26 protein-coding genes are annotated in these 25,083 nt (G+C 59.4%); 9 read left to right on the top strand and 17 right to left on the bottom strand.

Features of this window, described 5'->3' with window-relative positions:
* The first annotated feature begins 19 nt into the window (after positions 1–19).
* Together DQN55_RS09490 and DQN55_RS09485 are read left to right on the top strand one after the other, a co-directional pair.
* Positions 20–421: a heme-binding protein gene (locus tag DQN55_RS09490; protein ID WP_048380500.1), complete on the top strand. Its 402-nt coding sequence runs from the start codon at positions 20–22 to the stop codon at positions 419–421.
* A 46-nt stretch (positions 422–467) separates the two neighbouring features.
* A complete protein-coding gene (locus DQN55_RS09485; RefSeq protein WP_048380503.1) occupies positions 468–2,648 on the top strand; it encodes a malate synthase G in 2,181 nt (726 codons plus the stop codon).
* Between the two features lie 66 nt (positions 2,649–2,714).
* Here the strand turns inward: DQN55_RS09485 and DQN55_RS09480 are convergent, their stop codons facing one another.
* The 3 genes from DQN55_RS09480 to nirB are packed head-to-tail and all read right to left on the bottom strand — an operon-like array spanning position 2,715 to position 6,151.
* Entirely contained in the window at positions 2,715–3,155 is a 441-nt protein-coding gene (locus tag DQN55_RS09480) for a CBS domain-containing protein (RefSeq protein WP_048380505.1), read from the bottom strand.
* 57 nt (positions 3,156–3,212) lie between these two features.
* Positions 3,213–3,590, bottom strand: coding sequence for a nitrite reductase small subunit NirD (gene nirD / locus DQN55_RS09475; RefSeq protein WP_048380506.1), 378 nt, complete (start codon positions 3,588–3,590; stop codon positions 3,213–3,215).
* Positions 3,587–6,151, bottom strand: a complete 2,565-nt coding sequence (nirB, locus tag DQN55_RS09470; protein WP_048380689.1) for a nitrite reductase large subunit NirB — start codon at positions 6,149–6,151, stop codon at positions 3,587–3,589. The genes nirD and nirB overlap by 4 nt, the downstream gene beginning before the upstream one ends.
* Before the next feature lie 752 nt (positions 6,152–6,903).
* Between nirB and DQN55_RS09465 the strand changes: the two genes are divergently transcribed.
* Positions 6,904–8,217 carry an MFS transporter gene (locus DQN55_RS09465; protein WP_088500016.1) on the top strand — a complete coding sequence of 438 codons (1,314 nt, stop codon included), beginning with the start codon at positions 6,904–6,906 and terminating at the stop codon, positions 8,215–8,217.
* A 54-nt stretch (positions 8,218–8,271) separates the two neighbouring features.
* Here the strand turns inward: DQN55_RS09465 and DQN55_RS09460 are convergent, their stop codons facing one another.
* The 10 genes from DQN55_RS09460 to DQN55_RS09415 all read right to left on the bottom strand — a co-directional run bounded on the left by DQN55_RS09460 (position 8,272) and on the right by DQN55_RS09415 (position 16,112).
* A complete protein-coding gene (locus tag DQN55_RS09460) occupies positions 8,272–8,997 on the bottom strand; it encodes a maleate cis-trans isomerase family protein (RefSeq protein WP_048380510.1) in 726 nt (241 codons plus the stop codon).
* Between the two features lie 99 nt (positions 8,998–9,096).
* Entirely contained in the window at positions 9,097–10,329 is a 1,233-nt protein-coding gene (locus DQN55_RS09455) for an OprD family porin (protein WP_048380512.1), read from the bottom strand.
* 168 nt (positions 10,330–10,497) lie between these two features.
* Positions 10,498–11,505 (bottom strand): asparaginase, encoded by a 1,008-nt coding sequence (locus DQN55_RS09450; protein ID WP_048380514.1) that lies wholly within the window; start codon positions 11,503–11,505, stop codon positions 10,498–10,500.
* A gap of 3 nt (positions 11,506–11,508) precedes the next feature.
* Positions 11,509–11,877, bottom strand: coding sequence for a non-heme iron oxygenase ferredoxin subunit (locus DQN55_RS09445; protein ID WP_048380516.1), 369 nt, complete (start codon positions 11,875–11,877; stop codon positions 11,509–11,511).
* Positions 11,878–11,896: 19 nt separating this feature from the next.
* Positions 11,897–12,454 carry a nuclear transport factor 2 family protein gene (locus DQN55_RS09440; RefSeq protein WP_048380519.1) on the bottom strand — a complete coding sequence of 186 codons (558 nt, stop codon included), beginning with the start codon at positions 12,452–12,454 and terminating at the stop codon, positions 11,897–11,899.
* Positions 12,451–13,686 (bottom strand): NAD(P)/FAD-dependent oxidoreductase, encoded by a 1,236-nt coding sequence (locus tag DQN55_RS09435; RefSeq protein WP_048380521.1) that lies wholly within the window; start codon positions 13,684–13,686, stop codon positions 12,451–12,453. Before DQN55_RS09435 ends, DQN55_RS09440 begins: the two co-directional genes overlap by 4 nt.
* A complete protein-coding gene (locus DQN55_RS09430; RefSeq protein WP_197714161.1) occupies positions 13,683–14,009 on the bottom strand; it encodes a hypothetical protein in 327 nt (108 codons plus the stop codon). The genes DQN55_RS09435 and DQN55_RS09430 overlap by 4 nt, the downstream gene beginning before the upstream one ends.
* Entirely contained in the window at positions 14,006–14,422 is a 417-nt protein-coding gene (locus DQN55_RS09425; protein ID WP_048380523.1) for a hypothetical protein, read from the bottom strand. The genes DQN55_RS09430 and DQN55_RS09425 overlap by 4 nt, the downstream gene beginning before the upstream one ends.
* Before the next feature lie 14 nt (positions 14,423–14,436).
* Entirely contained in the window at positions 14,437–14,820 is a 384-nt protein-coding gene (locus tag DQN55_RS09420; RefSeq protein WP_048380525.1) for a hypothetical protein, read from the bottom strand.
* Between the two features lie 5 nt (positions 14,821–14,825).
* Positions 14,826–16,112, bottom strand: coding sequence for an aromatic ring-hydroxylating oxygenase subunit alpha (locus DQN55_RS09415; protein WP_048380527.1), 1,287 nt, complete (start codon positions 16,110–16,112; stop codon positions 14,826–14,828).
* A 238-nt stretch (positions 16,113–16,350) separates the two neighbouring features.
* Between DQN55_RS09415 and DQN55_RS09410 the strand changes: the two genes are divergently transcribed.
* Positions 16,351–16,923, top strand: coding sequence for a TetR/AcrR family transcriptional regulator (locus DQN55_RS09410; protein ID WP_048380529.1), 573 nt, complete (start codon positions 16,351–16,353; stop codon positions 16,921–16,923).
* 43 nt (positions 16,924–16,966) lie between these two features.
* Here the strand turns inward: DQN55_RS09410 and catA are convergent, their stop codons facing one another.
* From catA to DQN55_RS09395, 3 genes are read right to left on the bottom strand one after another with little or no spacing between them, the layout of a single operon-like run.
* Positions 16,967–17,896 (bottom strand): catechol 1,2-dioxygenase, encoded by a 930-nt coding sequence (gene catA / locus DQN55_RS09405; protein WP_048380531.1) that lies wholly within the window; start codon positions 17,894–17,896, stop codon positions 16,967–16,969.
* A 55-nt stretch (positions 17,897–17,951) separates the two neighbouring features.
* Complete coding sequence (gene catC, locus DQN55_RS09400) at positions 17,952–18,242, bottom strand: muconolactone Delta-isomerase (protein ID WP_048380533.1); 291 nt, start codon at positions 18,240–18,242, stop codon at positions 17,952–17,954.
* Positions 18,243–18,279: 37 nt separating this feature from the next.
* Positions 18,280–19,401, bottom strand: coding sequence for a muconate cycloisomerase family protein (locus DQN55_RS09395; protein ID WP_048380535.1), 1,122 nt, complete (start codon positions 19,399–19,401; stop codon positions 18,280–18,282).
* A gap of 123 nt (positions 19,402–19,524) precedes the next feature.
* Between DQN55_RS09395 and DQN55_RS09390 the strand changes: the two genes are divergently transcribed.
* Together DQN55_RS09390 and DQN55_RS09385 are read left to right on the top strand one after the other, a co-directional pair.
* Positions 19,525–20,418 carry a LysR family transcriptional regulator gene (locus DQN55_RS09390; protein ID WP_048380538.1) on the top strand — a complete coding sequence of 298 codons (894 nt, stop codon included), beginning with the start codon at positions 19,525–19,527 and terminating at the stop codon, positions 20,416–20,418.
* A 308-nt stretch (positions 20,419–20,726) separates the two neighbouring features.
* Entirely contained in the window at positions 20,727–21,269 is a 543-nt protein-coding gene (locus tag DQN55_RS09385) for a DUF1523 family protein (RefSeq protein ID WP_048380540.1), read from the top strand.
* Between the two features lie 79 nt (positions 21,270–21,348).
* Here DQN55_RS09385 and DQN55_RS09380 read toward each other — a convergent pair whose 3' ends face one another.
* Positions 21,349–22,275, bottom strand: a complete 927-nt coding sequence (locus DQN55_RS09380) for a LysR family transcriptional regulator (RefSeq protein ID WP_048380542.1) — start codon at positions 22,273–22,275, stop codon at positions 21,349–21,351.
* A 133-nt stretch (positions 22,276–22,408) separates the two neighbouring features.
* On the opposite strand from DQN55_RS09380, the gene DQN55_RS09375 reads away from it, so the two are divergent.
* The 3 genes from DQN55_RS09375 to DQN55_RS09365 are packed head-to-tail and all read left to right on the top strand — an operon-like array spanning position 22,409 to position 25,016.
* Positions 22,409–23,107, top strand: coding sequence for a CoA transferase subunit A (locus DQN55_RS09375; protein WP_048380544.1), 699 nt, complete (start codon positions 22,409–22,411; stop codon positions 23,105–23,107).
* A 43-nt stretch (positions 23,108–23,150) separates the two neighbouring features.
* Complete coding sequence (locus tag DQN55_RS09370; RefSeq protein ID WP_048380546.1) at positions 23,151–23,810, top strand: CoA transferase subunit B; 660 nt, start codon at positions 23,151–23,153, stop codon at positions 23,808–23,810.
* A gap of 24 nt (positions 23,811–23,834) precedes the next feature.
* Positions 23,835–25,016, top strand: a complete 1,182-nt coding sequence (locus DQN55_RS09365; protein ID WP_048380548.1) for an acetyl-CoA C-acetyltransferase — start codon at positions 23,835–23,837, stop codon at positions 25,014–25,016.
* The last annotated feature ends 67 nt before the right edge of the window (positions 25,017–25,083 follow it).

Genomic DNA, 25,083 nt, shown 5'->3' with positions numbered 1-25,083 from the left:
CCCGACACTGGAGATCCCCATGAAAACCAAACCCGTACTGAGCCAGGCTGAAGTCAGCAAAATCCTCATCGCTGCCCGCACTGAAGCGCAGAGCAACCAATGGGCCGTGAGCATCGCGATCGTCGACGACGGTGGGCATCCGCTGGCACTCGAACGCCTCGACGGTTGCCCGCCGATCGGTGCCTATATCGCCACCGAAAAAGCCCGCACCTCGGCCTTGGGCCGACGTGAATCCAAAGGCTATGAAGAGATGGTCAACGCCGGGCGCTACGCGTTTCTGTCAGCTCCGTTGCTCACGTCTCTGGAAGGGGGCGTACCGATTATTGTCGATGGCCAGGTCATCGGTGCAGTCGGGGTATCCGGGGTCAAGGGCGATCAGGATGCGCAGGTGGCCAAAGCCGGGGCGCAATGCCTGAACTGAACCGGGCGAGCATGCCCGATCAATACTGTGTGATGGAGATACAAACGTGACCGATTTCGTGAACTGCCAAGGCCTCAAGATTGCGCCCGTCCTGCACCGTTTCGTTGAGCAGGACGTGTTGCCAGGCACCGGCCTGGCCCCGCACGCATTCTGGAGCGGGTTCGCCGCCCTGGTGCATGAACTGGCACCACACAACCGCGCGCTGCTGGCCGAACGGGATCGCCTGCAGACCGCGCTGGACACCTGGCACCGCGCCCACCCCGGGCCTGTCAAGGACATGCCGGCCTATCGCGACTTCCTCAGCGGTATCGGTTACCTGCAAGCCCAGCCTCAAGACGTCAAGGTCAGCACGACCAACGTCGACACGGAAATCAGCCTGCAGGCCGGACCGCAACTGGTTGTCCCGGCCGTCAATGCGCGTTACGCACTGAATGCCGCCAATGCCCGCTGGGGATCACTGTACGATGCGCTCTACGGCACCGACGTGATCCCTTATGACGACGGCGCAGCGCCAGGCCGCGGCTACGATCCCGTGCGCGGGGCGAAAGTCATCGCCTTTGCCCGGGCCTTCCTCGACCAAACGTTCCCCCTGGCCAGTGGCTCCCATGCCGCAGTCGCCCGCTACCGGGTCGAAAACGGCTTGCTGCAGGCCACTCTGAACGATGGCAGCCAGACCGGCCTGAGCAACGCTGCCCAGTACATCGGCTTTCAGGGCCCGCTCGCCGACCCCGTGGCCATTCTGCTGAAGAACAACGACCTGCACGTGGAAATCCAGATCGACCGGCGGAGCCCGATCGGCCAGGTCGACGCTGCCGGGGTCAAGGACCTGCTGCTGGAGGCCGCGCTTTCGACCATCATCGATTGCGAAGACTCGGTGGCGGCGGTCGATGCCGACGATAAGGTGCAGGTCTACCGCAACTGGCTGGGCCTGATGAAGGGCAACCTGCAAGAAGACCTGGAAAAAAACGGCAAGACCATCACCCGCCGCCTGAACCCGGACCGTCTCTACACGACCGCCGAGGGCGCGGCATTGACGCTGCACGGACGCTCATTGCTGTTCATCCGTAACGTCGGGCACCTGATGACCAACCCGGCCGTGCTCGACCAGGACGGCCTGGAGATTGCGGAAGGTATCCTCGACGGTGTCATCACCAGCCTGATTGCCTTGCATGACCTGCAACGCCGCGGCAACTCCCGGACCGGCAGCGTCTACATCGTCAAGCCGAAAATGCATGGCCCCGCCGAAGTGGCCTTTGCCGAACAGCTGTTCAGCCGTATCGAAGACCTGCTCCAGCTCGAACGCCACACCCTGAAAATGGGCATCATGGACGAAGAGCGGCGCACCAGCGTCAACCTCAAGGCTTGTATTGCAGCCGCGTCCTCCCGGGTCGCATTCATCAACACCGGGTTCCTCGACCGTACCGGGGATGAGATGCACAGCGCCATGACCGCGGGCCCCATGTTGCGCAAGGGCGACATGAAAAACACGCCGTGGATCAAGGCCTATGAGCGCAACAACGTACTGGTCGGGCTGGACTGCAACCTGCGGGGCCGGGCTCAGATCGGCAAAGGCATGTGGGCCATGCCGGACCGCATGGCCGACATGCTGGCACAGAAAATCGCCCACCCTGAAGCCGGCGCGAACACGGCGTGGGTGCCCTCGCCGACCGCCGCGACCTTGCATGCGCTGCATTACCATCAGGTCAACGTGCGCTCGGTGCAACAATCCCTTGAACATACCTGCACCCACGCGATCAGTCAGGAACTGCTGGATGACTTGCTCAGCGTGCCCGTCGTGACGGACGCCCCCTGGTCAGCAGACGACATACGCCAGGAGGTGGAAAACAATGCGCAAGGCTTATTGGGCTATGTGGTGCGCTGGGTTGAACAAGGCATCGGCTGTTCGAAAGTGCCCGACATCCACAACGTGGGGTTGATGGAAGATCGCGCGACCCTGCGCATTTCGAGCCAGCACATGGCCAACTGGCTGCAACACGGGGTGATCAGCAAGGAGCAGACCCTCGAAATACTGCAACGCATGGCACGTATCGTTGACACGCAAAATGCTGACGATCCGCTCTACACACCCATGGCCGCGGACTTCGGAAAATCGCTGGCCTTCCAGGCTGCCTGTGCCCTCGTATTTGAAGGCATCGCGCAACCCAATGGTTATACCGAACCGCTGCTTCACACGTTCCGCCAGGCCTTCAAGCGCAGTACTCTCTGATCCAGGCCACCGCCCTGGCGCCCGATGCCCGACATCGGGCGCCTCTCCCGGGCGCACACGTACCCGTCAGTCCCCGCGAATGTAATGTTCAAGCTGGCGAATCAATTGGGCTTGCTCAACGAGGGCTTCCTTGACCAGGTCGCCAATCGACAGCAGACCAATCAGCTTGCCGTCTTGCACAACTGGCAGGTGACGCAAATGACTGTCAGTCATGACCTCCATACAGCGCTCGACGCTCTGCTGGCTGTCGGCTGTCACCACCGGCGAACTCATGATGGCCCTGACCGGTGTTCCCACTGAAGAGCGCCCCTGCAAGACGACCTTGCGTGCATAGTCGCGCTCGCTGATGACGCCAATGACCTGCGTGTTTTCAATCACCGCCAGCGCACCTACGTTCTTGTCGGCCATGATCTTCAGGGCCTCCATCACCATGGCATCTGGTGCGATGCTATGCACCTGCTGGTTTTGCAGGTCTTTTAGCTTGAGCAACTGTGCAGCTGTTTTCATAACCGTCTCCTGGAACCAGTCAATGCGTACATGACGATGTGTCCGAAAGGATCATAATCAACCTCGACCGACTTCCACCATCCCCTCACGCAGGCGCACAGGCCATACCCGCAGTCGTTGTCGCGGATACTCCAGGCAAGTGCCGTTTTCAAGACGGAAATGCTGTTTGTAGATCGGCGAAGCCACCACCAGATCGCCCTTGATACTGCCCACCAGCCCGCGACCGATGACATTGGCTCCGGATTGCGGGTCATGATTGTCGATCGCATAAAGGGTCTTGCCCTCGGCCCCCGGTAGATAGAACAGCGCTACTTGTGCGCCGTCGTGCCACACCACCACACCGGAGTTGCACACCAGATCCTGCTGCTCGCACACCACGCGCCAGGCATCGGTGCTTGCCAGGGCGTCGCTGCGTTGGGTACTGGACGGATTCATTGGGTGACCTCCTCGATGACCGGAATAAGATGAAGTTCTGCTGCCATGATCGGGCGCCGTTGGCCCCGCTCTTGAACGAAGTGGATGTCCGGATCCGGACGCTTGTCGTTGACGAAGGTACGGAAGCGCTTGAGCTTTTCCGGGTCTTTGAGCGCGTTGGCCCATTCACACTCGTAGCGGTTGACCACCAGTTGCATCTGCGATTCGAGTTCATCGGCCAACCCGAGGCTGTCGCTGATGACCACATCCTTGAGATATTCCAGGCCACCCTCCAGGCTTTCACGCCAGACCGAGGTGCGTTGCAACTTGTCGGCGGTGCGGATGTAGAACATCAGAAAACGGTCGATGTAACGGATCAGGGTTTCATCGTCCAGGTCGGTGGCGAACAGCTCGGCATGGCGCGGGCGCATACCGCCGTTACCGGCGATGTAGAGGTTCCAGCCCTTCTCGGTGGCGATCACGCCCACGTCCTTGCTTTGCGCCTCGGCGCATTCGCGGGTGCAACCGGACACGGCGAACTTGAGCTTGTGCGGCGCACGCAGCCCCTTGTAGCGGTCCTCGATAAGCAAGGCCATTTTCACGCTGTCCTGTACGCCATACCGGCACCAGGTGCTGCCGACACAGGACTTCACCGTCCGGGTCGATTTGCCGTATGCGTGTCCTGTTTCAAAACCGGCCGCTATCAGCTCGCCCCAAATGTCGGGCAGCTCATGCAACTGAGCGCCGAACAGGTCAATTCGCTGCCCCCCGGTAATTTTGGTGTAGAGGTCGTATTTCTTCGCCACCACCCCGATCGCAATCAGTTTGTCAGCCGTGATTTCACCGCCGGGGATGCGGGGCACCACTGAGTAGGTCCCGTTTTTCTGCATGTTGGCCATGAACGTATCGTTGGTGTCCTGCAGCGGCACCAGCGATGCGTCCATGATTGGCTGGTTCCAGCACGAAGCAAGGATCGAACCCACGGCCGGCTTGCAGATATCGCAACCGGTGTGGCCGCGACCGTGTCTGGCCAACAGTTCTTCGAACGTGATCACACCTTCCACCCGCACCAGCCCGTACAGTTCCTGTCGGGTATAGGCAAAGTGTTCGCACAGGCTCTTGTCGACACTGACGCCGCGGGCAACCAGTTCATGCTCGAAAACTTGCTTGAGCAGGCCGGCACAACCGCCGCAACCGGTGCAGGCCTTGGTCTGCGACTTGAGCAGGCCGAGGTCGGTGCAACCACCGTCGATGGCCGAGCAGATCGCGCCCTTGGTCACGTTATGACACGAGCACACCGTCGCAGCCTCGGGCAACGCCCCTGGCCCCAGGGTCGGAGCCCCTTCGGATGACGGCAGAATCAGGCCGGCCGGCTCGGACGGCAACGCAATGGCGTTCTGCATGTACTGCAACAACGTGTCGTAATAACTGTTGTCGCCGACCAGCACCGCCCCCAGGACGTGCTTGCCGCTGCCGTCCACCACCAGCCGTCGGTAACTGGCGCTCGCTTCGTCAATGAATTGGTAACTGCGCGCGCCGGGTGTCAGGGCATGCGCATCACCGATAGAACCGACATCGACCCCCAGCAGTTTAAGCTTGGTCGACATGTCCGCACCCATGAACGGCTCGGCGGTTTCGTGGCACAACTGTGCGGCCACACCACGAGCCATCTGATACCCCGGCGCGACCAGACCAAACAGGCTGCCCTTCCACGAGGCGCACTCGCCAATGGCATAAATGTCCGGGTCGCTGCTCAGGCACTGGTCGTCAACCACCACACCGCCGCGAGGGCCGATCTCCAGCGCGCAATGGCGAGCCAGCGCATCCTGCGCCCGGATACCGGCCGAGAACACGATCAGGTCGGTTTCAAGGAACGCCTCATTGGCAAAGTTCATCCGATAGCGGTAATCCTCGCCTGCACTGATCGATTGCGTGGCGCAGGACAGGTGCACACCGACACCCAGCCTTTCGATTTGCGACTTCAGCGCAAGGCCCCCCAGGTCGTCCAGCTGCACGGGCATCAGGCGCGGGGCAAACTCCACGACATGAGCTTCAAGGCCCAGGCTTTTCAAGGCATTGGCTGCCTCGAGCCCCAACAAGCCACCGCCGACCACCACACCGCGCCGGGCATTGAGCGCTGCACCACGAATAGCGTCGAGGTCTTCCAGGGTGCGATACACCAGACGCGAGTTGCCTTCGGCCCCTTCGATTGGCGGCACAAACGGGAAGGACCCGGTGGCCAGGACCAATTTGTCGTATGCGACGCGGCCCTGCGCAGTGATCACCTGACGACCCACGCGGTCGATTTCCAGTACCGGCACCCCCAAATGCAGCGTGACACCGGGTGTCTGGTAGAGCGACGCGTCAGACAGCGCCAGCGACTCGGCATCACGTCCCGAAAAATACTCGGAAAGATGCACGCGGTCATAGGCGCGCATCGGCTCCTCACTGAACACGTGCAACCGATAGCGACCCAGCGCTCCGCGCTCGATCAACTGTTCGACGCAATGGTGTCCGACCATGCCATTGCCAATCACGATCAGTGTTTGCAATGTGTTCAACGCGGCAACATTGGAATTCATAAGCAGCACCCATCCCAGCCCATCACGGTTCATAAAGCAAAAAAAAAACGCCTGGAACCTTTCGGTTCCAGGCGTCTTTGCCTGTTCTTTTGCGGTGATAACACCAGACGTCTATGCCTGATCCACCGGTATTGCCCACGACCTGTGCGGCCAATCGATCGTCGTTGATCGAGGGGGCTGTCCACTCGAATGAGTTTCAGGTGGACACTGAGGCTATGCAGCCTTTGTGCCAGGCCATCACCCAGCGGCTCAGCCCATGGACAAAACGAGGCTCTGGGCAGCGTTCTAGGCTGCCCGCGGGTTTAGCGGCAACGTGAAGTGAGAAGATCCCAGCCCCCCCTCTCGCCTCTGACTGGTGCGCAGCGCCAGACACCGTGCTTTATAAACGTGCACCGGGCACTTCCGCAGGTCGCTCGCACATCGTCACTAGCAGACACCGCACACGGCGGCTACCCCCCGCACAAATCCGCGTCTCCCGGCCCGTTTGATGCACCCGAAAAGGAAGACCGACCGCCGAGCGATTTCATCTGCTTTTTTCAATGCAGGGGCTGACGCCGCAAAAACGAATGATGTATTCTTTTAACGTCTCTGCAGATGACAAAAAAACAATAATAGCTAATGAGCACTGGATTATTAATTCAGGATTGATAACCAAAACTCATCAATAACGATCATAGTATTTTTTTAGCCACCCTGTATTAGGGAACTGGCTAAGCCTTGCCTAATAAGAACATTACCCAAAGGATAAATACGTGCACATTACTGAGACGAGCCATGCCGGGGCGGCAGTCCACCCCCCTCTTCCCACCATGCTTCTGGTATTAGGCCTGTGCTGGGCCGCCATTCTGTCGGAGGGTTATGACATCGGCGTCATGGGCACCATCGTGCCAGCCTTGCTTAGCGATCCTCAATGGAATCTAACGCCGCTGGAAATCGGCGCCATGAGCAGCTCCGCACTGTTCGGCACCCTGATTGGCGCCTACTTCATCAGCCCCTGGAGCGACATCATCGGGCGCAAGCCCCTGATCATCCTCTGCATCGCGCTGTTCTCGGGCTCGATGCTGGCTGCGGCCTGGGCCCCTACCCCGCAGATTTTCTCGCTGGTCAGAGGCATTGGCGGACTGGGACTGGGGGGCGTTATCCCGGTAGCCGCCGCCTTGACGATCGAGTACTCGCCACCGCACCGGCGCAACCTGAACTTCGCCCTCATGTACTCCGGCTATCCGCTCGGCGCCCTGCTTTCGGCCTGGGTCGGCATGACATTCATGCCGGAACATGGCTGGCGTGCAGTGGTCGGAGCAGGCGCCATCGCACTGCTGCTGATTCCGGTCATGCTGCTGTGGCTACCTGAATCTCTCGAGTTTCTGGTGGCGAAAAAGCGCATCCGCCAGGCCCAAAAACTTGCTGCACGACTGGGCATCAACCAACTGCCTGCAGCCCCCGCCACCAAGGGCCCGGCTCAACAGTCCGCCTTCCGGGAAATCCTTGCCGAAGTGTTTTCCAGACGAAACCGCCGAGGCACGCTGTGCCTGTGGATAGCCCAATGCACAGCTGTCATGGTGGTTTACGGGCTTGGCACATGGCTGCCGCAGTATATGCGCCACAACGGCTACGATCTGGGATCGGCACTCATGTTTTTCGCCATTTTCAACCTGGCCGCAGCTCTCGGAGGCATCGTCATAGGACGGATTGCCGATCGCTTTGGCGCACGGCGCACGCTCGCTCTCGGATTTACCTTCGGAGCCTGCGCCATTGCCGCGCTGTCGCTGAAAAACTCTCTCATGATGAACTACGTACTGGTCGCCTGCGCGGGCTTTGGCAGCGTGGCCGTCGCCCTGGTCCAACTGGGTTATATCGCCAACTACTACGCACCTCACGCACGTGCGTCAGCGACAGGCTGGGCGGTCGGCATCGGACGTTTCGGCGCCATGGGCGGGCCGATTCTCGGCGGTTTCGTTGCCGGGCTTCAGCTCGAGAGCTACTGGAATTTTATGGTCTTTGCAGCGGCGGCCATTGCTGCAGCCATCGCGATCGTCATGACGCCCGCTCCAGCCCACGAAAGATAATGCCTGCGACTCACCGGCGAGCCTGCGCTTGCCGGTGAGCCGCAGCGTCAAACCTTACGCAAGACCAGCAAGAGTCTTTGAGAACAATGAACCAAAGCCCTGCACCTGAGGTTCGATACGCAACTGTTGCAAGCACATCCACACCAGCGCCTGATTACTGCTGACCACCGGCAAATTCAGCTGCGCTTCGATAGTCGCCAGCACCTCGGCCACCTGAATCCCCGCACAGCTGATCAACACACCATCCAGCGCCATGCCGCGAAATCCTTGGGCCAACTCCAGCCAGACCGCTGACGGCAAGCTGCCCTGTTCCACCGGGGTGGTGCAAGGCTGGCCCAACGCACTGACCACCTCAATGCCAAGACCGGCAAAATACTCGCGCTCGACGTCAATCACTTCCTGCGGGTAAGGCGTCAACAAACCGATGCGGTGCATGCCCTGCGCCCGACAACCCGCAACAACAGCCTCGATAGTGGTCACACTGTTGAGTCCCGTCGCATCGAACAGGCGTTTGCGTAAACGCTCGGGCCCGGCCAGCAAGGTCGCAGCAGTGCAATTGATGGCCAGCAAGTCGACACCGGCATCGACGAGCAGCTGCGCGTGCCCCTCCAACCCTTCGGCAAACTTGCGATCAGCCTCTAGGGACGTTTGCCGAAACGGCACGCGGGTCGTGACAAAGCGTACCCCCTCGGGGGCCATCAATTGAGGTTCATGGTCGCAGAGGCCACCCGATGGATAGAGCTGGCCTATACGCGCCAAAGTACCGATTCCTGGGTTCACGGGACTTTCCTTTTATAGAGAGTGGATTGCACACGCTTGAAAACAGAAAAACCTCCGGAGACCGCCAGGGCCCCCGAAGGTCAATAACCCTCGCGCTGACTACCAGAGCGCCAGGGTGTACCCGACAATCAATCGATTCTCATCGACATCGGTGGTCAGACCGTCGCCCGAACGAAAGGTGACGTTGCGCCAGCGTATGCTCACACCTTTCAATGGGCCCTCCTGCACAACGTAGGCCAGATCGGTGTCTCGCTCCCACTCACGCCCGTCCTTAACGGTTGCAGTCTTGACGTTGCGCCCATCCACATAACGCGTCATGAACGTCAGGCCGGGCACACCCCAAGCGGCGAAGTCATAGTCGTAACGCAGTTGCCATGAATCCTCTTGCGCACGGGTAAACAGGTTATAGGTCACCAGGTTGGCCACAAAGGGTTCAGCACCGTTGAGGAACGGAAAATCACCATCCCCCGACAAATACTGCCAGGCGGTGGTCAATCGATGGGCCTTGTATTCCAGGCCAATCATCCCGTTGAAGTTACGGTTATCGATGCGACCGGCCAGCTTGCGACCTTCGTCACGGCTATCAAAATAACGAATATCGCTTTTCAACACGACACCTTCAGCCAATGGCCAACGGTGTGTCAGGCCTACGAATTGCTGGCGGTAAATGTCCTGCAGGCTCGCGCCGTAATAACTCAGGCCCAACTGCGGAGTCAGCGCATAATTGGCACCGGCAAAATCGAAGTGATCGCTGGATGCCGCGCCATAGCCGATATCTTCAGTGCTGGAGGCGTCACGCAGGCTGGCCCGGGTCAATCGCCCCGCATTGAACGACAGACCCTGGATGTCCTGCGAATTCAACACACCACCACGAAATGACGAGCCCAGCAACCGCGTGTCGTTGTACATCACCACCGGTAGCGTCGGTTGCAGCGTCCCGAGATTCAACACGGTCTTGCCGACACGCGCCTTGGCCGTCAGCCCCAACTTGCTGTAACTGTCGGCGGCCCGCCCGCTATCGCCAGCAGGCAGCAACCCCGAACCCCGCCGGTCCGGGCTGGAGTCAAGCTTGATACCCAGTTGCCCCAGCGCATCGACACCGAAGCCCACAGTGCCTTCGGTAAAACCCGAGACCAGCCGCCCCGTAACACCCTGCGCCCATTCGTCGGTCCTGGACTGTGGTGCGTTGCCCTGGCGAAAATCACGATTCAAGTAGAAGTTGCGCAGCTCCACACTGGCTTTGCTGTCTTCGACAAAGCCCGCCAGGGCGTAGTTGGCCAGAGAAGTACCGATGGAAAACAGCAAAGGTGCGGCAAAGCAAGGTCGGTTCATTATTATTATCCAATCTCTATTAACGCCGGGACGACCGGCAACCGGACACGCGCCTGGAGACACGCATCCATTCACTGAGCGGCAGACCAAGGAAAACCATCGGCGCCCGTGACCGGGCACCCATACGCTGTATTTATTGTTGTGTTGTGCCGTGACGAGATGCCGTCGCTACGCCATGAGAATGCAATCCTGCAACTGCGACCCCGAAAGCCCCTGGGTCAAAGCCAGCATCAGCAATATGCGCAACTTGTGCGGACTCAGATCCCCCCCCGCGAGAACACCGTCGCGCAGGAGAAACGCCTGTTCCGGGACAATCCCGCGCTGCGCCCGGGTCGCCTGAACCACGATGACCCCGGCGGCGGTTGCTCGCCTGATCGCCGCCACCTCGCCTGACGCCGGGCGGCCAGGGGCCAGCCCGGCACTGATGATCGCCCGACTGCCCGCAGCAACCAGTGCATCAATGACCACGCCATCTCCCCCCGCATAAGAGGTGGCAATATCAACCCGCGCCAGCGTGCTCACGCCTTCAAATTGAAAACGTGCATGCCAACCATTCACAGGCAAACTGCGTCGCCAATGCACCTGAGCCAGGGCGCCCACCTGCGCCAGCGGCCCGTAAGGAATGGCCTCGAATGCATTGAGATCAAAGCTCGAACCCTTGCTCACATCCCGGGCGGCGTAAGCCTTGTTATCCATGACCACCAGTGCACCGCACTCTTTGGCTTGGGCACTGGTCGCCACGGCCAGAGCGGCGCGCAGATTGGCCAGCACATCACTGCCGGCGGTATTGACCGGACGCTGGGCACCGGTCAATACCAGCCCCGCATCAAGGTCCAGGGCCAGGTCGAGGAAGTAAGCCGTCTCCTCCATGGTGGCCGTGCCATGGGTGATGACGAACCCTTCGATATCCGGACGCTCGCTTGCGGTGCGCTCGATCAGGCGCGCCAGTTCCAGCCAGTCAACCGGGGTAATTGCCGTACTGCCCAACGCCCGGAACGGCACCGGGATGCACTCGATATGAGGGGCCACTTCCCCCAGCTGCTCAAGCAGATGATCAATCGGCAAGACCACGCCACTTTCGCTGTATTCCACCCAATCGAACAGATCTCGGGCCTGCATGGCGAACGTGCCGCCGGTACCGATGACGGCAATCTTGGGACGGTACTGAGTCGTCATCGATCAGGCCTCCGGGCTTGCAAGCTGGACGAACACGCAATCGTCTTCGATTTTTACCGAATGGCACCGGGTGTTTTTCAACAGCGGACTGCACAGCGCCTTGCCACTGCGCAGGTCGAAAGCTCCCGCATGCAGCGGACATTCGATTTCATAACCGTCCAGATCACCGTCGCTTAGCAGCGCGTTGCCATGGGTGCAAATATCATCAATGGCAAACACCTCGCCGTTGACCTTGAACAGGCCCACCTTGCGGCCACTGATCTGGACACCTGCACATTCTTCCTGGCCGAACAGTTCGGCCAGCGTCCCTACAGCAATCCATTGCCCACTCTGCGCCTGCTCAGGAAATATCAATGCTTGCGATGCAGTCATGAAAATATCGCTCAATCAATTAGTACGCAGTGCGCACCGGAAAAGGGGTTCGCGCACGCAAGGCCTCAAGCCCAGGCGCCAATGGCAAGGCTCCAGCCCCCAGCGCCGTCACTTGCACGTCGCAAAAACGCATCGAATCGATCAGCCAGCCTTGCGCTTCGGTATGCAGGTACGTCTCCTCGGTGCGCCCCATCAACAACACCGCTTCAGTGCTGTCGGCACACAGCGCCAATTGCCACAGGCGCCAGTTTGCCCGGGCCTGCCTGCCGTCGACGTCGATGTCCGCACCGAGGTAATAATGCGCGGCAAAGCACCAGGGCGACTGTTCAAACCACTCGGCCAGCGCTTCCCGCCCGACCCTGTCGCCACCGAACTCGGCGCCATACCAGACCGCCTGCGGGGTAAAGCACCCGGCCTGCTCCCTGGCCACTTCCTTCAGACGTACAGGCTCCTGCCGGCGATAGTCGGCGGTGTATTTGGCGTCGGCCAAGGCCGCGTAACGGGCCTTGAGCTGCCGAATGGCCTCACAGGCTTCCAGCCGGTGCAAGCGCTCGGCCAAACGTGAAAAGTCGTTCATGCCGCCACCGCCTTCAGGGACACTGACACGTCCCCCAGCAGCGCCCGGTCGACAACCCGGCGATCCCGGATCAACCCTTCCAGCGCCTTGCGCTCCTTGCCCTGATTGATCATCACCGCCGCCACCACCCGCTGCTCGCGAAACAGCACCAGAGTCGCCTTGCCCTGGGCCAGATCGCCGCGCCAGACATGTTCGTCGGCGTCATCGATCAAGCCGACAACCTGAATGTTGTGCCCAAGCTGGTCAGTCCACATCCAGGGAATTTCAGCATAAGGCTGCGCACTCCCGGCAATCTGCTGCGCGACAGCCAGCGCCTGGTTTTCCGCGTTGCGCCAGGTCTCCTGGCGCAACGATCGGCCGTAGAAGGCGTTATCGCAGTTGGCAACATCGCCCACGGCATAGCACCACGGAGCATCCGGACTGCGGCAGAACCCGTCGACCAGCACCCCGTTGCGACACGTGATGCCCGCCTCCCGGAGAAATTCGGTGTCGCAGTCAATACCAATGGCGAGCAGCACCTGCTCGGCCTCCAGTACCTCCAGCGCGCCCTCAGGGCCTTGCACCTGGACCTGATAAACCGCACCGTCATGGGTGATTGACTGCACGCCAACCTGCGACTTGAACGCGACACCCGCCTGCTGATGCTGGGTCGCCAGCCACTGCGAAACGGGGGCTGGCAGGCAGCGCCGCATAATCTGATCGGAGACATCCAGCACTGTCACCGCGACCCCCAGCCCCGATGCCGTTGCAGCCACTTCCATACCGATAACGCCTGCTCCGACCACCAGCAGCCGCGAGCCGGCGACCAGAGTCGCGCTCAGTTTCTCGCAGTCGCCAATCCCTCTGAGTACATGCAACCCGGGCAAATCGCTCCCCGGCACATTCAATTGGCGCGCCGCGCCGCCAGTGGCCACCACCAACTCGTCGAAATCGAGCTGACGTCCGTCATCAAGACTCAATCGACGACGTTCACTGTCCAGTCCGATCACCCGCGCAGTAATACGCTCCAGCCGGGGATTACTGCTCCAGAACTCGTCTGCGGCCAGCATCAGCTCGCCCCACGCCTGCTCACCCGCCAGTACAGCCTTGGACAACGCCGGGCGCTCATAAGGCGCATACGGCTCATCGCCGATCAGCAGCACCTGGCAAGTGCTGTCCAGTGCCACCAAGTGCTGGGCTACACGCCCGCCGGCGTGCCCGGCGCCGATAATCGCAACGCGTCGGACACTCATGACACCCCCTCCTGCACCGTCCCCATGCGCACGATCACGCGATACAGCAGCCCTGCGGCCGACGTACAGACCCAGCGTCGCGGTTCATGCGGCGGAATGATGATCGCCTCACCAGCACTGAGGCTGTAGCACTCGTCAGCGGCGAACACATCAAAGCTGCCCTCAACGACCGCGCCAACCTCCTCGCCCAGGTCGCCGACACCCCCCATGACCGACTCACCCAAGGCAAACGGGCGCAGCTGCAGGTCAAATGCATCGCCGTGCACACTGCTGCCTTCAACCGGGTCCAGTGGCGGAGTAACAAGACACTGCTGAGAATTCATGAGCGTTCCACCCGATTCTTGAGCGGGTAATAGGGCACGCTGTCTTCCGGCCCGAACTCCGGCCGCGGCGGCGTGACCACGTTCAGGCGCATGCTCACACCCTGGGCCCCAAAGTGGTTGCTGCCGTAGTGACTCAGTTGTGCAGGAATGATCATGGCGCTGTGCGCCGCCATGGGTACGGCAGCATCACCCTCCTGGCCCAGCCCCTCAAATACCGTGCACCCGCCGACCAGCTGCAACGATGCTTCTTCGCCGTGGACGTGCGCCTTGGCGGGCAAGTCATGCCCGACTTTCTCAACGAACTTCACCACTGACACACTGATCTGTTTGCCAAACAGGTGCTTCATATACAGCCCGTCGGCCACGACCTCCTTGAGGCCGTCATCGATACCAAAAACTCTGCACTTGGTCATAGACACCTCCGCACTCAATACACGGGCTTGAGAGAAAAATCTTCTTCTGCCACAAAGCGGCGAGGATCGAAGCCGTACACCACTTCCTGCTGGTTGTAGCACTCGATCGTCGGGGCGATTTCAGCCAGCGACAGCAGCAGCTTGAGCAGAATGGTGTCCACCTCGTCCAGTTCGGCCAAAGGCTTGCGGTTGACGAACACAAGCAGCTCGTCGATCTGCGCCATCATGGCGTCCTTGAAAGCAATGATGCTGGGCATCGACTGGCGATGACGCTGGATATTGCGTTCAGTTTCGGTCGCCAGCGCCCAAACGCCGACATAAGCCTGCAGGGCCTGAAAAGCCTCAGGCAGCAGTACGTTTACAGGGTGATCGGTCTGGGAGGTTGCAATCATATTCATGGTGTTTACTCCGCAGCGGCTTGAGCAGCATTGCGTTCCAGCATGCGCTCGACAGCGTGATAGTTGTGACGCACGAGTACTTCGTTGTCCTGCAGGAACATGAAACGCTTGGCGCCAGTCTCGGCGGCCTTTTGCGTGCGCTCCACGGTGCTCATGTCCTCGAGCAGCACATCGCGTAAAGCGACTTTCATGTACTCCACGAAAAAGCGCCCGCCGGCCGTGGTCATCTGCGGGTAGAACACCCGGCACTCGACACGCGTGCGGTTGTAGGCCGTAGGGCGGAAGGTGTAGCACTGGAAGTAATTGGGTCGCAGGGACAAATACAGGTCCGGGAACACGACGTTGATATCGAATAACCAGTTGGGGCTCTTGGTCCAGTTCATGCCCTCGGGCAATGCCTCGACAGGGAAATCATAGGTGGCACTCCCTACTGCGCCGCGTAGCGCCGCCGCCGAGATCGGCTTGGACTTGCTCGCTTCAATCAACGCCTCTTCAAAGGCCTGACCGCCTTCGGTCATAGCCTTGGGGTTGCCATAGACTGACTTCTGGTTACCCGACAGAGACAACCGACGGTGGTACTCGCCACACAGGGCCCCCAGGGGCGGCATGGCACCACTTGCGTCCTTCTCGACCGCATCGGCGATCGACAGGCCGTGAATGTAGGCGACATGGTAAGCCTCCTGAAAGGCATCCAGCGCCAGCTTCCAGTTGCATTCCACCTCACTGACCCAGGAGAAGCCCGAGGTCAGTTTTTCAAACGGATAGCCCTCGATCGAACCGAACATGGGCTTGAGGTAATCCTCGAGAGACTGCTGCGGTTTCAGCTGCATGTTGATGAAGATGAAACCTTGCCAGACTTCGCAGGAGACTCGCGTCAGGCCATTGGCGGACTTATCCAGATCAAAGAAGCACTCTTCTTCCGGCACGCCGGTCAGGTTGCCATCCAGATCAAACGCCCAACCGTGGAATTTGCAGGAGAACTTGCGGGTGGTCCCGCATTTTTCATAGGCGATCTGATTGACCCGGTGCGAACAGGCGTTGTGCATCGCGTTGATTTGCCCCTTTTTGTTGCGCACAACGATGATCGACGCATCGGCACATTCCAGGTCCTTGACCATGTAATCCCCGGCGTTGGGGATTTCTTCAACCCGCCCTACTTCAAGCCAGGTCTTCTTGAAGATGTGCTCTTTTTCACGCTCGTAATACTCAGCAGAGATGTAGGGCTCGGTCGGCACCGGGCCTTTACCCAGCTCGGGATAGTCATCAGTGATAAAGGTGCGCTTAGTGCTCATTATTTTTCTCCAACCCCATCAGTTCGCCTAATTAACGAATACCATTCTGTATTCGATCTTTAGCTCCTGTCAACACCTCAGAATAAAGGTGTTTTTATGGGGTAAGTCGACGAATAAAACGATCGCCAATCGTTTAACAGGCGATTTGGCGCGAAGGTTTGGGGACCGTAAGGGCCCTAACTGGTATGATCCGCCTCCATTGCACGAGCGTGCGAGAGCGATCCAACAGGAGTAGTGCGTGGCTCAAATCAAAAAAATGGAAATCCGCGATGCCATCGTCGAATCCGCATTCACCTTGTTCAAACACAAGGGGTACACGGCGACCACGATGAGCAGCATCGCTCGCGAAGCTGGAGTGACGGTATCGAACCTGTACGTCTACTTCGATTCCAAGTTCCTGATCCTCTATGCGATTTATACGCCCTGGTTTCAGGACCAGGTGGTCCGTCTCAAAGACTCGGTCAGCCGCTTGCGCCAGCCACGGGCACGGCTGAAACGAATACTGATTGGCGTTTGGTCAGAGCTGCCCATGGCCGACCAGGCCTTTGCCAACTGCATGATCGAAGCCCTGGCCAGCGCCCCTCGCCAACAGAGCAAACCCAATGATCTGCTCAAGTGGGCAGAGGCCCAGATCAGCGAGATGATGCTCGAAACCCTGCCCCAGGAGCGCCATCACCTGCTTGACGACGGCCTCCTGGCACACATTCTGTGGATGGCATTTGACGGCTTTGTCATCAACCAGCGCGTGGGCGATTGCCGCGACATGGAAAAGATTGCCGACCTGTTCACGGACATGCTCCTGCCCGACTGAACGAAGCAGTGTCTCGATTAACGCTCGGCAATCACGCGAGTCATCAACCCTCGAGTGCGCGAACCCGTTCTTGGCGTTGTTGCTCTTGCGGCTGCGCAGAAGACTGCAAGGTGAAGTCGAACTCGATTTCGGCAAATCGTCCACTGACCCCACGCTCTTCGGCGCGGCGCTGATCATCGCTAAAGCTGATTCTGGCAATCAGCTCGTCACGTGTGGCGTAAGCGAAATCGTCATGCAGGTACTGATCACCGTCGAGGTTGATCTGGGTCGTCAGGTGACGATGATCCGGCGCTGAAATGAAGAAGTGTACATGCGCAGGACGCTGGCCATGACGGCCCAATTGATCGAGCAGATGCTGGGTCGGCCCGTCCGGAGCGCATCCATAGCCTGACGGCACGATACTGCGAAAGCGATAGCGGCCCTCGGCATCGGTAACGATACGGCGCCGCAGGTTGAAGGCCGATTGAGCGGTATCGAAATAGGAGTAGGTGCCGCCGGTGTTGGCGTGCCAGACGTCTACCACTGCGCCGGCCAGCGGCTCACCTGCCGTGTTTTTGACCTGCCCTTGCATGAACAGCGGTACCCCCGGATCGACGCCGTCATCCAGTCGCGCCTCACCCTCGGAAAGTGGCGCACCTGCAACGTACAGCGGTCCTTCAATGGTCCGCGGTGTGCCACCGGACTTGCCGGCCAGCTCATCTTCGGCATCCATCAACAGGTCGAGGTAATGCTCCAGACCGAGACCGGCCACCAGCAAGCCGGCTTCCTGTCGGGCGCCCAGCACGTTGAGATAGTTGACCGCCTTCCAGAACTCCTCCGATGTCACCGCTAGGTCTTCGATGATGCTCACCGAGTCACGCAGAATACGATGGATCAAGGCTTTGACACGCGGGTTGCCAGCCTCGTTGAGAAGCCCGCTGGCCTCTTTGAGAAAGTCCTGGGTACTGGCCATGTGGGAGATCTTGACGCTCATGATGGTTCCTCATCTTGTAATTATTAGTGCAGCGAACTAAACAGGCTGGCCGGATTTAACGGTCGTCTTCACGGATGGAAGAAGGATGGCGGCACAGTGCATTGACCTCGATCGCCATGTACGGATACAACGGCAACTGCATCAGCAGATCATGCAGCTCCTGGACGCTGTCGACATCGAACACGCTGTAATTGGCATAGAGGCCGGCAATTCGCCACAGATGACGCCACTTGCCCTTCTCTTGCAGGCGTCGAGCCAGAGCTTTTTCGTCAGCCTTTAGCCGGGCGGCGGCTTCAGGACACATATCGACCGGCAGGTTCACGGTCATTTTTACGTGAAACAGCATGATGCTCTCCTTGGACGTGATGATTGACAGGGGGAATCTAGGCGCGACGGAAAAATGCCAGGCGATCCTCATCGAGGCACAGGCCCAGGCCCGGTGTTTTCGGTACAAGAAGCTCAAAATCGCGATACACCAGCGGTTCGCCGAGAATATCTTCAGTCAGCAACAGCGGGCCAAACAACTCAGTACCCCACGCCAGTTTATTCAGCGTGACAAAGGCATGAGCTGATGCCAGGGTGCCGATCCCTCCCTCAAGCATCGTGCCGCCATACAGGGCAATACCGGCCGCTTCAGCGATGGTCGCCGCTCGCAACATCGCTCGCGGGCCTCCGTTCTTGGCAATTTTCAGTGCAAATACCGAGGCCGCACCTTCTCGCGCCAGAGTGAACGCATCCTCTACGCATTCGATGGATTCGTCGGCCATGATCGGAGCAAGGTTCATGGCGTTCAGTCGCACCATTCCCGTCCGGTTATGGCGCGAAATCGGTTGTTCGATCAGGTCAATGCCGTTGTCTGCCAGGATGCGGCAGGCACGCAACGCGACCGCCTCATCCCAGCCCTGGTTGACATCAACCCGCACGCTGACCTGATCCCCCAAAGCAGCCTTGATCGCAATCACGTGAGCCAGGTCACGGCTGACTTCACCGGCCCCGATTTTCAGTTTGAAGATCCGGTGACGGCGCAGATCGAGCATCTTTTGTGCTTCGCCGATGTCTTGTTCAGTGTTACCACTGGCGAGGGTCCAGGCCACTGGCAACGTATCGCGGACGCGCCCGCCCAGCAGCTCACTGACCGGCAGACCTAGCCGCTTGCCCTGTGCATCGAGCAGCGCGGTTTCGATACCTGATTTGGCAAACGTGTTGCCGCGAATGCTGCGCTCCACACGCAACATCGCGGCATTGATATTGCTGCTGTCCTGGCCCAGCAGCAGGGGGGCGAAGTGTTTATCGATATTGGTCTTGATGCTTTCAGGACTTTCGTTGCCATAAGCCAGGCCACCAATGGTGGTGGACTCACCAATGCCTTCGATGCCATCAGCGCAACGCAGACGGATGATGACCAGAGTCTGGTTCTGCATCGTATGCATGGCCAATGTGTGCGGGCGAATGGTCGGCAAGTCGACAATGACCGTCTCGATCGATTCAATGGCTGTTTCAAGCATGTCGATACCCGTCAGGTTTTAAAAATTACGGGATCGATTCTGGTACGACTTTTTTCGCGATACCAATATAGAATTGGTCTCACTTGATACCTTTAAGGTATTAAACCTGTTGCTGGAGGCTTCATGGAACTGCGTCATCTACGGTATTTCCAGGTGCTGGCTCAAACCCTCAATTTCACTCGGGCGGCCGAACTGTTGCATATCGCCCAGCCACCGCTAAGCCGGCAGATCAAGCAGCTGGAAGACGAACTCGGGGTGTTGTTGCTGGAACGTGGCCGGCCGCTGAAACTCACCGATGCCGGACGATTTTTCCATGAACATTCCAGCGCCCTGCTCGAACAGTTGAGCAAGGTCAGCGACAACACACGACGCATCGGTCTCGGCGAAAAAACCTGGCTGGGCATCGGGTTTGCGCCATCGACACTCTATGGCGTGCTACCGGAGCTGATTCGCCGCTTGCGCAGCGGCAACTCTCTGGAGCTGGAGTTGGGGCTTTCGGAAATGACCACCCTGCAGCAGGTACAAGCGCTCAAGTCCGGGCGTATTGATATCGGCTTCGGCCGTATGCGCATCGACGACACGGCCATCATCCAAACTGTCCTGACCCAGGACCGGCTGGTGGCTGCCCTCCCCGTCGGCCACCCCCTGCTTGCCAGGCCAATCAGCCTTCGTGAACTGGCGAAAGAACCTTTCGTACTCTATCCGGGCAACCCACGACCGAGCTATGCCGACCATGTGATTGCGCTCTTCGAATCCTATGGTTCAAGCATCCAGGTGGCGCAATGGACCAACGAACTGCAAACCGCCATCGGCCTGGTGGCGGCGGGTATCGGCGTCACGCTGGTGCCGGCATCCGTACAATTGCTGCACCGCGACGATATTGGCTTTACACCCATTGTGGAAGATAACGCGACCTCGCCCATCATCCTGAGCCGCCGCGCGGGCGATGTATCACCGGGGCTCAATCACTGCTTGCAGATCATTGAGGCGCTGCTGAGCCGCCCCCTGCACTCATAGCGTCAGCAATCTGTAACGAGGCCAGCACTTGAGGCACAGCTGCCCCGTGTTTCACTCACCCCAGCCATGCGTTTCAGGGCGTTTAGCACTAAACTGCTACAAATCATGTAGGCCGCGTATTCGGAACTTGTAGTCCTCGACGTAGGCTGCGATAAGTTCCGCCGTGATTTTCAGGTTTAAAAATCAGCGAATCCTTCACGCTAGACGGCGGCCTGACCAGTGGCTGAAAGGCTGGTCAAGCAACGCTTGCGGCGTCATGAGTTCAATCAACATCAGTCAGGAATTATCGATATGTGCGTGGTGTTTTCATGAAGTGGCTCAAGGGCGTCATTCTGGGTGTGGCCTTGCTTGCTGTGGGCGCTGTAGCGCTTGGGCTGTTTTACTTTCTCCCTCAACACGATGTGGTGCTGGTGACGGGCGTTGAGGTCAAACGGGTCGATCACGATGGCGTTATCAATGCCGAGAACCCTGCCGACGGCCCGACCCGGGATGTGTACTTCATCAACACCGAAGACCCGGTCACCAAGGAGGTCATGGTTTACCGCAACGAGGACACGGGCTGGTCTTTCCCTTGGTACTTCAAGTTCGACTCAGCCGATATCCAGGCCAAGGCCCAAGGGTATTCCCGCGATTCCCAGCAGTTGGCACTCGTTCGTTACTACGGATGGCGCATCAAAATTTTCTCGGTATTCCCGAACATCACCGCGATCGAAGCCACCAATAGCCGCACCGAGCCGTTCCCCTGGTTCAACACGGTGTTCTTCTGCGTGCTGGGGCTGGTCGTGATTTTCGTTGCCGTGTTTATCAAGCGTCGCCTGAAACGGCGTCCGCAAATGCCGGTCAATCAATAAAAATCCCGGCATGACTCCCTGAACCTGCAGGAGCGAGCACGCTCGCTCCTGCAGAGACCTTTTTGCCGACTGACGGGGCTTAAACCGAAGGTCCTGCTTTTCCTATCGCTGGCCCCCTTCCCGACGCCGCCGCCATGACCAACAGGCTGTCAAACATCGCCTGGGCCGCCGCCGACAACTCATGACCCGGTTTGGTCAGCACCCCGATGGCTCGCTCCACCACAGGGTTATGCAGGGTGATGCAGCACGCGCCCAGTTCTTGCATTTGCTCGGCGCACAGGGCCGGTACCGCGCTGACCCCAAGCCCGCTGGCGACCATGCGCCCGACCGTGGCCAGTTGATGACTTTCGAACTCCACCGGCAAGGTCATTTGCCGCGCCTGCAAATGCTCTTCAAGCATCACGCGCACGGCGGAGGGTCGTTGCAACGTGATGAACGGCTGTTCGAGCAGAGTTTTCCAGTCAATGTCCCCACGCCCGGCCAGCGCTGAATCCCTGGGCACCACGGCGACGAAACGGTCGAGATACAAGGGGGTAAAGGTCAACGATGCCCCTGACATCGGCTCGAAGGCCACGCCCAATTCCACATGGCGATCGCGAACCATCTCCAGCACTTGCTCATTGATCACGTCATTAATCGTGACGTTGAGCTTGGGGTAACGCATGCGAAAGCTTTTAAGGATCGGCGGCAACAGGTTGCAGGAGAACGACGGTATGGCCGCCAACGTTACCCGCCCACGCTGCAGGGTAAACAGTTGCCGCAACTCATCCTCGGCGTTGTCCCAGTCGGCGATCAGCCGGCGCGCCAGGGGTAACAGCGACTCGCCTTCCGGTGTCAGGGCTACATTGCGTGTGGTGCGGCTGAACAGCCTGCCGCCAAGCCCCTCTTCCAGCGCCTTGATGGTCAGGCTCAAGGCCGACTGTGACAAATGCAGGCGTTCGCAGGCTGTGGCAAAGCTGAGGTATTGAGCCACCGCGAGAAAGGCACGGATCTGTTTCACGGTCATGGCGTTGGCCTCCAGGTTGATTAGTTTGTTTTATCTATTAATCAATCTTAAAAATCAACTTAACAAATCAATGGGACGACGTGACACTCACTGCATACGGTTAACCACCGACTCCTAAAAACAAGAGGTGCATATGGCAGGTTTCGACAAGCGTGTGGCGTCCTACGAGGAGGCCCTGGCCGGTCTCAAAGATGGCATGACCGTCATCTCCGGTGGCTTTGGTCTGTGCGGCATCCCCGAGAACCTGATCAATGAGATCAAGCGTCAAGGCATCCGTGACCTGACGGTGGTCTCGAATAACTGTGGCGTCGACGGCTTCGGCCTTGGCGTACTGCTCGAAGACCGGCAGATCAGCAAGGTGATCGCGTCTTATGTCGGTGAAAATGCCCTGTTCGAGAAGCAGTTGCTGAGCGGAGAAATTGAAGTCGAACTGACCCCTCAAGGCACCCTCGCCGAGAAAATGCGTGCCGGCGGTGCCGGTATCCCGGCCTTTTTCACCGCCACCGGCGTCGGCACGCCCGTAGCCGACGGCAAGGAAACCCGCGAATTCAAGGGGCGCGCCTATCTGATGGAAGAGTCCATCACCGGCGATTTCGCCATCGTCAAAGGCTGGAAGGCCGATCACTTTGGCAACGTGATCTACCGCCACACGGCGCAGAACTTCAATCCGCTGGCCGCCACCGCGGGCAAGATCACGGTGGTTGAAGTCGAAGAAATCGTCGAACCCGGCGAGCTGGATCCGACGCAGATTCACACCCCGGGGATCTACGTCGACCGGATCATTTGCGGCACCTTCGAAAAACGCATCGAGCAACGCACTGTCCGCTCCTGATCCCCTGCCCTTAGCTCTTGAAAATCGAGCACGGAGAATAACAATGGCTCTTTCCCGCGAACAAATGGCTCAGCGCGTCGCCCGTGAAATGCAAGACGGCTTTTACGTGAACCTCGGTATCGGCATCCCGACCCTGGTCGCCAACTACATCCCCGAGGGCATGGAAGTCATGCTGCAATCGGAAAACGGCTTGCTCGGCATGGGGGCGTTTCCCCGCACCGATGAAGTCGACGCCGACATGATCAACGCCGGCAAACAAACCGTTACCGCCCGCACAGGCGCGTCGATCTTCTCTTCCGCCGAGTCGTTCGCGATGATTCGCGGCGGCCACATTGACCTCACCGTGCTCGGCGCCTTTGAAGTCGACGTACAGGGCAACATCGCCTCCTGGATGATCCCCGGCAAAATGGTCAAGGGCATGGGCGGCGCGATGGACCTGGTGGCGGGCGCAGAAAACATCATTGTCACCATGACCCATGCGTCCAAAGACGGCGAATCAAAATTGCTGTCGCGCTGCAGCCTGCCGTTGACCGGCGCGGGTTGCATCAAACGTGTACTGACTGACCTGGCCTACCTGGAAATCCACGACGGTGCATTCGTCCTCAAAGAGCGCGCCCCGGGCGTCACCGTTGAGGAAATCGTCAGCAAAACCGCCGGCAAGCTGATCGTTCCGGAGCATGTTCCGGAAATGCAATTCGCCTGAAGCCCCCAGACAAGGAGAGATTTGATGCAAGACGTCGTCATTGTCGCCGCCACACGCACCGCCATTGGCAGTTTTCAGGGATCGTTGGCCAATATTCCGGCAACCGAGCTCGGCGCTGCCGTCATTCGTCAACTGCTGATCAGCACCGGTCTGCGCGGTGACCAGGTCGATGAAGTGATCCTCGGCCAGGTACTCACGGCAGGCTGCGGGCAAAACCCTGCACGCCAGGCCTCGATTCTCGCCGGCCTGCCCCATTCGGTACCGGCGCTGACCCTCAACAAACTCTGCGGCTCCGGCCTCAAGGCCCTGCACCTCGCGGCTCAGGCCATTCGTTGCGGGGACGCCGAGGTGATCATCGCCGGCGGCATGGAAAACATGAGCCTGGCACCGTACGTTCTGCCCGCCGCGCGCACCGGCTTGCGCATGGGGCACGCCAAGATGCTCGACAGCCTGCTCCATGACGGTCTGATCGACGCTTTCAACGACTACCACATGGGCATCACTGCCGAGAACCTGGTGGACCAGTACCAGCTCAGCCGCGAAGAACAGGATGCTTTCGCCGCCGCTTCCCAGCGCAAAGCCTGTGCGGCCATCGAGTCCGGGCGCTTCACTGACGAGATCACGCCGATCCTGATTCCCCAGCGCAAGGGTGATCCACTGTCCTTTGCGGTCGACGAACAGCCGCGTGCCGGCAACACCACCGAATCCCTGGCCAAGCTCAAGCCTGCCTTCAAGAAAGACGGCAGCGTCACCGCTGGCAATGCCTCGACCATCAATGACGGTGCAGCGGCAGTCGTGCTGATGAGCGCCGACAAAGCCAAAGCCCTGGGCCTGCCCGTGCTGGCACGCATTGCGGGCTACGCCAGCGCCGGCGTCGACCCCGCGATCATGGGCATCGGCCCGGTAGCGGCGACTCGCGGCTGTCTGGCGAAAGCCGGCTGGCACCTCGACGAGTTGGACCTGATCGAAGCCAACGAGGCCTTCGCTGCCCAGTCACTGGCAGTGGGCAAAGCACTGGAATGGGATACCAACAAGGTCAATGTCAATGGCGGTGCCATTGCGCTGGGCCACCCGATCGGCGCCTCAGGCTGCCGTGTACTGGTGTCGCTGCTGCACGAAATGATAAAGCGTGATGCGAAAAAAGGCCTCGCGACGCTGTGTATCGGTGGCGGTCAGGGTGTCGCCCTGGCGATCGAGCGCGGATAAACCACCAAGCGTTCCAACAGCCGGCGTTTGGGTCCACGACATCCATGCGCTGGCTGGCACCCTCCCC

Source organism: Pseudomonas taetrolens (genome assembly GCF_900475285.1).
In the GTDB taxonomy this organism is placed as follows: domain Bacteria; phylum Pseudomonadota; class Gammaproteobacteria; order Pseudomonadales; family Pseudomonadaceae; genus Aquipseudomonas; species Aquipseudomonas taetrolens.
The sequence above is the reverse complement of the archived record's forward strand: the minus strand, read 5'-3'. Positions and strand labels throughout refer to the sequence as shown.